The organism is Streptomyces sp. NPDC042638 (genome assembly GCF_040647235.1).
GTDB classification, from domain to species: Bacteria; Actinomycetota; Actinomycetes; order Streptomycetales; family Streptomycetaceae; genus Streptomyces; species Streptomyces rameus.
Genome location: NZ_JBEZBT010000111.1, coordinates 1 through 8,829, shown reverse-complemented (window position 1 = coordinate 8,829; position 8,829 = coordinate 1). Strand labels below are relative to the sequence as shown.

The 8,829-nt window shown below is 70.0% G+C and carries 6 protein-coding genes; 2 read left to right on the top strand and 4 right to left on the bottom strand.

Annotated features, from left to right (window positions below; all coding sequences use genetic code 11):
* From AB0B40_RS37535 to hemA, 4 genes are all read right to left on the bottom strand, one after another.
* Positions 1-1,488, bottom strand: a 1,488-nt coding sequence (locus AB0B40_RS37535) for a polyketide synthase (protein ID WP_362268098.1), incomplete at its 3' end; no start/stop codon positions are given.
* Positions 1,489-1,860: 372 nt separating this feature from the next.
* Positions 1,861-2,937 carry an arylcarboxylate reductase gene (locus AB0B40_RS37530; protein ID WP_362268096.1) on the bottom strand — a complete coding sequence of 359 codons (1,077 nt, stop codon included), beginning with the start codon at positions 2,935-2,937 and terminating at the stop codon, positions 1,861-1,863.
* The gene (locus AB0B40_RS37525; protein WP_345054819.1) at positions 2,934-3,518 is read right to left on the bottom strand and encodes a hypothetical protein; all 585 of its coding nucleotides are present in this window, start codon (positions 3,516-3,518) and stop codon (positions 2,934-2,936) included. The genes AB0B40_RS37530 and AB0B40_RS37525 overlap by 4 nt, the downstream gene beginning before the upstream one ends.
* Before the next feature lie 641 nt (positions 3,519-4,159).
* Positions 4,160-5,386 (bottom strand): 5-aminolevulinate synthase, encoded by a 1,227-nt coding sequence (hemA, locus tag AB0B40_RS37520; RefSeq protein ID WP_362268094.1) that lies wholly within the window; start codon positions 5,384-5,386, stop codon positions 4,160-4,162.
* A 364-nt stretch (positions 5,387-5,750) separates the two neighbouring features.
* On the opposite strand from hemA, the gene AB0B40_RS37515 reads away from it, so the two are divergent.
* Positions 5,751-7,295, top strand: a complete 1,545-nt coding sequence (locus AB0B40_RS37515) for a fatty acid--CoA ligase family protein (RefSeq protein WP_345054824.1) — start codon at positions 5,751-5,753, stop codon at positions 7,293-7,295.
* On the top strand, positions 7,292-8,829 hold a 1,538-nt coding region (locus tag AB0B40_RS37510), incomplete at its 3' end, for a long-chain fatty acid--CoA ligase (RefSeq protein ID WP_362268100.1). The genes AB0B40_RS37515 and AB0B40_RS37510, both read left to right, overlap by 4 nt.

Genomic DNA, 8,829 nt, shown 5'->3' with positions numbered 1-8,829 from the left:
CGCCTGCCCCCGCAACGCAGCCTCGGACTTCGCCGACACCACCCACGGCACCACCACCGGCGGCGCCACGACATCCCCGGCCGACTCCACACCCGAAGCCGAATCCGCACCAACACCCGCACCCGCACCCGCACGCGAAGGTGCCTCTTCCAGTACGACATGGCAGTTCGTGCCGCCGACGCCGATGGCGCTGACACCGGCGGTGAGGGGCGCGTCCGTGTCGGGGTCGGAGGTCCAGGGCCGCGTGTCGGTCTGGACGCGGAGGTTGAGGTCGTCCAGCGGGATGTCGGAGTTGGGGGTGCGGTAGTTGAGGCTGGGGAAGAGTTCCCGGTGCTTCAGACCGAGCGCTGTCTTGATGAATCCGACGATGCCGGCGGCACCCTCCAGGTGGCCGACGTTCGTCTTGGCGGAGCCGACCAGGAGGGGTGTGCCGGCTTGGCGTCGTGCGCTGCCCAGGACTGCGCCGAGGGCCGCGGCCTCGATCGGGTCGCCGGTCTTGGTGCCGGTGCCGTGGAGTTCGACGTACTGGACGCGGGCGGGGTCCACGGCGGCATGCTGATAGGCGCGGCGCAGGACGTCTTCCTGTGCGCTCTGGTGGGGCGTGGTGAGGTGGGCGCCGCCGCCGTCGTTGTTGACGGCGCTGCCGCGGATGACGCAGTAGACGGGGTCGCCGTCCGCGAGGGCCGCGGGGAGGGGCTTGAGGACGACGGCGCCGCCGCCTTCGCCGCGGACGTAGCCGTTGGCGCGGGCGTCGAAGGTGTAGCTGGTGCCATCGGGTGACAGGCCGCCGAACTTGGCGACGCTGACGCTGCTCTCCGGGGCGAGGATGAGGTTGACGCCGCCGGCGACGGCGATCGTGCTCTCGCCGCGGCGCAGGCTTTCGCAGGCCAGGTGAACGGCGACGAGGGAGGACGCCTGGCCGGCGTCGAGGGTGAGACTGGGGCCGCGCAGGCCGAGGTGGTAGGAGACCCGGTTGGCGATGATGCTGCGCTGCAGTCCGGTGAAGCTGTGACGGTCGATGGCGGCGAGGCCACGCTGTCGTTGCAGGGTGGCGTAGTCGTCGGCGATGACGCCGATGTAGACGCCGGTGTCGGTGGCGCGGAGCCGGTCGGGTGCGATGCCCGCGTCTTCGAGGGCCTCCCAGGTCAGTTCCAGGACGAGGCGCTGCTGGGGGTCCATGGCGGCGGCTTCGCGGGGTGAGATGCCGAAGAAGGCCGCGTCGAAGTGGTCGACGTGTTCCTGGGGCAGGAAGCCGCCGCGGCGGGTGTCGACCGTGCCGGGACGGGTGGTGTCCTGGTCGACGTGGAGGTCGTCGGCGTCCCAGCGCTCCCGGGGCACGTCGGTGATGGCGTCGGTGCCGGTGCGCAGCAGGTCCCGGAAGGCGGCGGGGTCGGGGGCGCCGGGAAGGCGGCAGGAGAGTCCTACGACGGCGATCGGAGTGTCCGCCGCTTCCGCCGTGTGTGCGAAGGCGGCCTCGGAACGCTTCATGAGGATGACTCCCTGGGACCAGGACAGGGGGACCGGGTGCGACGCAAGGTGCTCCCGGCTCCGGTGGGTGTGACGTTGAGCGGGTGGTGAGTTGGGGGGAGACGCCTTGTGCGCCGGGTCCTTCGGGTCCGGCGGGGCCCGGTTCACCGGAGCCGGTGGGTCCGTCGGGGCCCGTCGGGGGCCGCCGGTCCGCAGACGCGTGGCCCTGGTGCGGGGCGTGCCGGGACAGGTTGCTGTGTCCCGGCGGCCCGAGGGCCGACGGGTCGTGACGGGTCGGTGGTGGGGGGGCGGCGGGCGGCCGCGTGTCCGCGTGTCCGCCCAGGGCTTGCGGTGCGTACCGGGGCGGGCCCTGGGCGGGCCGGCCCCGGGCGGCTAGTAGATCCCTTCCGGTGCCGACCGGACGACCTGCAGGGGCCGTACGTTGGCGACGCCGTCGCACGGCCAGGCGTCGCCGGTGTCGTAGCGGACGGCGAGGTCGCGTTCCAAGATGTTCGGCAGGAAGAGGTCGTCGTGCAGGACGGTCAGGCGGACCTGGCCCTGTTCGCCGTAGGCCACGACCCTGGACCAGTCGTCCTTGTCGACCACCGCCATGGTGACCTGCGGGTAGTTGGGCAGGTAGGGCATCAGCGCGCCATCGTTCTCCACGGGGAGGCCGACCGTGTTGCCGAAGGTGTTGGCGTAGGTGACGGCGACGAGTCCGCCGTCCAGGGCCTGGGCGAAGGAGCGGCGCATCGCCGCGGTGGCGTGGGTGCCGCTGAGCCGTACGCCGCTCAGTCGCGCCACCAGTTCCGGCCGGGCCTTGATGACGGCCTGGAGGAGTGCGGGGGTGGTGACGAGGTAGTCGACGGGCTGGCTCTCCAGTACGGCGGCCATCTGGTCGACGATGTGCGAGGTGTACTCCTGGGCGTCCTTCAGCCTGCCGTCGCGCAGCAGCCGCTTGACCCAGCGGGGGTCGAAGTCGATGCCGTAGACGCGGCCGTCGTACAGGTCCGCGAGGTCCACGGCGCCGTGGCCGATGAGGTGCGGGCCGGTGGGAGTGGCCTGGAGCCAGCCTCGGCCGGGTTGGAAGCCTTCGCGTTCGATGACCCAGCGGCGCCAGGCGGCGCGCTGCTGGAGCATCGGCTCGGTGTAGAAGACGCGGCAGGGGCTGCCCGTGGTGCCGCCGGAGTCCCAGATACGGCCGGCCAGGGGCCGGGGTACGGCGAGGGGTACGAGGTCGGTGGGGTCGAGGGTGCGCAGTTCGCCGAGCGGCATGGGGCCGAAGGCGGCGAGGTCGTCGTAGCGGGTGATGTCGCGTGGGTCGACGGCGAGTTCGGCGGCCCGCTTGAGCCAGTACGGGCTGCCGGTGTCGGGGTCGAAGTGGCGGCGGACCACGCGGCGGGTCCAGGCGTCGATGTCCTGGTCGAGCCATTCGTCGATGAGAGGAGTGACGTCCTTCACCGTCTTCACCCCGCCACTGTTTCGCTGGAGGTGGGTTCCACCGGGGGCAGGTCGATACCGAAGTCGTACACGGCTGTCATGGCCTCGAAGACGTGGTCCGGGGATTCGACGTGGACCACGGGGAAGTCGGCGTTCTGGAAGGTGCCGAAGGCGGCGGGGCCGAGGACCAGGCCGAGCTGGGTGCCGGCGTCCTCGAGGCCGCCGATCATGTGCGGCACGCTGACCGGGTCGGTCGGGTTGCGGCGGAACAGGTCGCGGATCTCCTCACCCGTGGTGAGCGCCTTGCGCTCCATGCACGAGTGGACGGGGACGCGAGGGTCCCTGAAGGTGATGGCGTCCAGCGTGGGCGCCAGGAAGTCGGTGATGTGGCGTTGCAGCGGTGAGTGGAAGGCGCTGCCGTGTTCCTCGGCGATGTGCAGGGCGCCGGGCGGCAGGGTGGCACCGAAGGTTTCCAGGGCGCTGCGGTAGCCGCCGAGCAGCACCATGCGTTCATTGCCGGTGCTCACGCGGCCGAGGTCTGCGGAGAGATGGACGTCGGGGACGTCCGCGACGAATGCGCCGGGGTCGGTGTCGACGGGAATGCGGAGCATGGCGACGGCTTGTCGCGGGGAGTCCGGGGAAGGACCCGGCACCTCTCGCAAACGCATCAGGAAGGTGAAAAGGTCTTGCCGCTCCACTGATCCGGCGAGGCTTGCGGCGACGAGTGCGCCGAAACTGAGCCCGCATACCGCAGTAGGCGTGATTCCGTACTCTTCGGCGAGTACGTCGGCGATTCCGAGAACGGCGGCGGCCTGTCGAATGGCACCGACTCCTTGGCGGTGCTCCTGTCCGGGCTCTCTTTGTTCATGGAAGATGCGCTGAACGTCGAGGCCGGTCCAGTCCGCTATCCGGGCATAGGTCCGCTGCACACTGGGAAATAGTTCATACAGCTCGGTACCGGCTCCTGGCTGATCATTCATGCCGCCGTCGAGAACATACGCAAGTGTCACTCAGAACCCCCGTTCCAGCCCGCCCGGTGAAGGGTGGGCAAAAACCGCTTAGCGGCGATCGTCGACGGGGGTCCGTGTGGCCTCCGTCACTCCTTGCAGGTCACAACTACCTGCGAGTCGCTTGGCTGTTCGGCAATTTCATCCAACCCCCGTCAGCGATCTCGTGTCAAGCGAAGGCTTCGGGCGAGGAAGCTGACGGGAGGTCAACAGGCTGCCGTGCCGGGGAGTTTATACGAACAAGATCATTTTGCGGTGCCGAGGGGCAGGCGGTCGGCGCCGAGCCGCTCCCAGACCTGGTCCAGGGCGTCGACGAATCCGCGCACCTCGTCGGCGGAGTGCACGGCACCGGGGGCCACCCGCAGGATCTCCTCGCCCACCCGCACGCTCGGTGCGTTGATCGCCTGGACGTAGATGCCGTGCCGGTCGAGCAGCTCGGCGGACATCCGCTTGCAGAGGGCCTCGTCCCGGACCAGGACGGAGACGATGTGCGTCTGGTCCGAAATGAAGGGAATGCCCCGCTCGTTCAGCAGCCGGTGCATCAACTGTGCGTTGGACCACAGCTGTTCCCGTTCGGCATCGGACGACCGCAGGTGGCGTACGGCGGCCAGGGCGGCCGCGGCCACGGCGGGCGGCAGGGCGGTGGTGAAGATGAAGGAGCGGGAGAACATGCGCACCGCCTCGATCACGTCGGCGGGGCCGGCGATGTAGCCGCCGGTGGTGCCGAAGCCCTTGGCGAGGGTGCCCATGATGACGGTGAAGTCGTCGGCGATGCCCTGCCGGGCGGCGATGCCGGCACCCTCGGGGCCGTACATGCCCACCGCGTGCACCTCGTCGAGATAGGTCATCGCCCCATGGCGCTTGGCGATGTCGGCGATCTCCGGCAACGGTGCGATGTCCCCGTTCATCGAGTACACGGACTCGGCGACGATGAGCTTGGGCACGTCCGGGTCGGCCCCCGCGAGCAGCTCTTCCAGGTGCGCGGTGTCATTGTGGCGGAAGATCCGCTTCTCGGCGCGGCTGTGGCGCAGGCCGTCGATGATGGAGGCGTGGTTGAGCGCGTCGGAGAAGACGACGCAGCCCTCCAGGCGGCCGGCGATGACCGACAGGGCGCCGTCGTTGGCGGTGTAGCCTGAGGTGAACAGGAGGGCGTCGTCCTTGCCGTGGAGCGCGGCGAGCTCCTTCTCCAGCTGCACGTGGTAGTGGTTGGTGCCACCGATGTTGCGGGAACCTCCGGCGCCCGCACCGAACTTGTCGACCGCCTCCTTCATCGCCTCGAGCACGGCTGGGTGTTGGCCCATGCCGAGGTAGTCGTTGCTGCACCAGACGCTGATGCTGTCCGTGCCCTCGATGTCGCGCAGGCTGGCCGCGGGGAACCGCCCGGCGAGCCGGCCGATCTCCAGGAACTCCCTCTTTCCCCCGTCAGAGCCTTCGATGAGGCGGGAAAAGAGGTCCAGATATTGAGTCGTCACGTCTACTCGCTTCGCTTTCGGGCTGACTGAGGCCACGTGCACGTACAGGCGACTGTGATCTGAGGTGAGACCGCGCGGCTACGGCCGACTTGCGGCCACCCCGGCTGGACGCGTCATCCCTGGAATCGTGCGGCGGCCAGCGGCTCGCCATCCTCGATTTTGAGGAGGCAGGGGAAGTAGGGTCTGTATACCATCTCTTTGTCTTTGGCGTCCAACCTCCGCAGAGGCGACGCTTATTCGGTCCACACATGCGGCAACCCGGACCGACGGTACGCAAACTGACATTCACTCAGCCGCCTGTTGCCTCATGCACGTGATCATGTAATCCTGCTCCGACCAAAATGCGCAGTGAAGTGGAGTTTCGGTGACTTCGAACGAGAATTACGCCCGCCGGGTACTGGAGGCGCTGACGTCCGATCCCGACCGGATCGCCCTGTTGCGGGACGGTGAGGAGTACACCGCGGGCGAGTTCTCCAGGACGGTTCTCACCGCGGCGGAAATGCTGCGCCGGAACTTTACGGAGGATGCAGCTCCGATTGTGGCGATCCTGACCGTCACCAATAGCCCGGCCACCGTAATCCTGCGTTACGCCGCCAACCTCGCCGGGGCGACGGTGGTGCACCTGCACTCCACGAACGCGGTGGATCCCACCGACCAGCTGGCCGCCGCCGCCCGCCGCGAGATCCTCACCACGACCCGGCCGGCGTTCCTCGCCGTGGACAAGGCGAACGTGGACGCCGCCCGCGAGCTGTGCGCGCGGCTGCCCGAACCGCCCCGGCTCGCCGCGCTCGACGCCCTCGGCCCCGACGTCCTGGACCTGTCGGCGGGCGATCCCGACTCCTTCGACCTCGGCGCCGTCGAGGCCGACCCCGAGAAGCCGGCCGTCGTCCTCTTCACCAGCGGCACCAGCGGCAAGCCCAAGGGCGTCACCCTGCCCTACCGCGTCCGGAGCCTCTACCTCCAGGCGGGCCTGAACTCTCCCGAGCCCGTCGTGTACCTGTCGACGCTGCCGGTGAGCCACTCCAACGGCTCCGGCGTCGACCTCGCCCTCGCCTCCGGCGGAACGGTCGTCCTGCACGACGGGTTCGAAGCGGGCGAGGTGCTGCGCGCGGTGGAACGCCACCGCGTCTCCGCGCTCACCGTCACCCCGCCGCAGCTGTACATGCTGGTCGACCACCCCGATCTCGCCGCCACGGACCGGTCCAGCATCAGGATCATCTCCTACGGCGGCTGCCCCGCGGCCCCGGCCCGGCTGGCGGAGGCCGTCGAGGCGTTCGGGCCGGTGCTCCTGCAGTTCTACGGCACCACCGAGACCAGCGGCATCAGCGTGCTGATCCCGCCGGACCACTTCGATGCCGAACTGCGGGCCACCGTCGGACGCCTGACCGCCGAGGTGCGCATCCGCGACGTGGAGGACCACCGCGACCTCGCCCCCGGGGAGATCGGCGAGGTCTGCGTGCGCACCCCCTTCACCATGCTCGGCTACTGGGGTGAGCCCGAGCTGACCGCGGCGACCGTCCGCGACGGCTGGGTGCACACCGGTGACCTCGGCTCCCTCGACGGCAAGGGGTATCTGCGCCTGCACGGCCGGCTGGGCGAGGTGATGAAGACCAACGGCATCCGGGTCCATCCGACGGATGTCGAGAACGCGCTGCTGACCCATCCGGAGGTCGCCCAGGCCGCCGTGTACTGCGTCGTGGACGAGGACCGCGTGGAACACATCCACGCCGCCGTCGTACGCCGGACGGGCACGAACACCGACGCCGGCACACTGATCGGCCACGTCACCGCCGAGCTGTCCCCCCAGCACGCACCCGCCGTGGTCACGTTCCACGACACCCTGCCCCTGACGGGCGCGGGCAAGCCCGACAAGCAGGCACTGGCGGCGCTGCACACGGGCGTCGCCTGATGCTGACGGCCGCCTCCGTCCTCGCGGAGTCCGCGGGGCGACGCCCCGATCACCCGGCGCTCGTGTTCGGCCCGGAGCGCTTCACCTACGCGCAGCTGTGGCAGGCCACCCGCCGGTACGCGACGGTGCTGCGGGAGCACGGGGTGCGTCCCGGCGACCGGATCGCCCTGCTGCTGCCCAACACACCGCACTTCCCGATGGCGTACTACGGCGTGCTGGCCCTGGGTGCGGTGGCGGTCCCGGTGCACGGGTTGCTGCGCGCGGAGGAGATCGTCCACGTCCTGCGCGACTCCGGGGCGAAGGCACTGGTGTGCGCCGGACCGATGCTGCCCCAGGGCGCGAAGGCGGCGGAGCTGGCGGGGGTCGCGCTGCTCACCGTCATGGCACCGGCCGACGCCGACGAGACCGCCGGCGTGGGCGCTCCGCCACGCCTGGACGTCCTGGCGGCGCGGGCGGAGCCCCTGGACCGGCTGGTCCCGCGCGCGCCCGACGACCTGGCTCTGGTGCTCTACACCTCGGGCACCACCGGCCGACCCAAGGGCGCGATGATCACTCAGCTCAATCTGGTGATGAACATCAGCACCACGATGCGCTCGCCGTTCGACCTGGGCCCCGACGACGTGCTCCTCGGCTGCCTGCCGCTGTTCCACACCTTCGGCCAGACCTGTGGGATGAGCGCCTGTTTCCTGGCCGGGGGCACCCTGGTGCTCATGAACCGCTTCGACGGCCCCGCCGCGCTCGACCTCATGGTCACCGAGGGCTGCACCGTGTTCATGGGCGTCCCGACCATGTACCTCGCTCTCCTGGACGCCGCCGCCGACGACGTCCGGCGCCCCGCCCTCGACCGTGCCTTCTCCGGCGGGTCGGCCCTGCCGGTCAAGGTGCTGGAGGACTTCCAGGAGGTCTACGGCTGCCCGATCTACGAGGGGTACGGCCTCACGGAGACGTCGCCGGTGGTGGCGTACAACCAGAAGGCGTGGCCCCGCCGTCCGGGCACGGTGGGGCGTCCCATCTGGGGCGTGGAAGCGGAGATCGCCGCCGCCGACGTCGAGGACCGGGTCGAGCTGCTGCCGGCCGGCGAGATCGGGGAGATCGTCGTACGGGGACACAACGTCATGGCCGGTTACCTGGGCCGGCCCGAGGCCACCGCGGCCGTGCTGGTCGACGGCTGGTTCCGCTCGGGCGACCTGGGTGTGAAGGACGCCGACGGATACCTGACCATCGTGGACCGCAAGAAGGACATGGTGCTGCGCGGCGGCTACAACGTCTATCCGCGCGAGGTCGAGGACGTGCTCATGCACCACCCGGCCATCGCCCAGGTCGCCGTCATCGGTCTCCCCGACGACCGGTACGGCGAAGAGGTGTGCGCCGTGGTGCGGGCCCGGCCCGACGCGGCGCCGGGTGCGGACCTCGCGGCGGACATCGTGTCCTGGAGCAGGGAACGGGTCGCCGGGCACAAGTACCCGCGCCTGGTGGAGTTCGTCGCGGTGATGCAGACGCTGCTCGTGCCGGTCATCAAGGACCTGCCACAGCT

What these genes read in the sequence shown, in the direction of transcription:
- AB0B40_RS37525 (WP_345054819.1), bottom strand. Translation starts at nt 3,518, where the DNA reads ATGCTCCGCATTCCCGTCGACACCGACCCCGGCGCATTCGTCGCGGAC.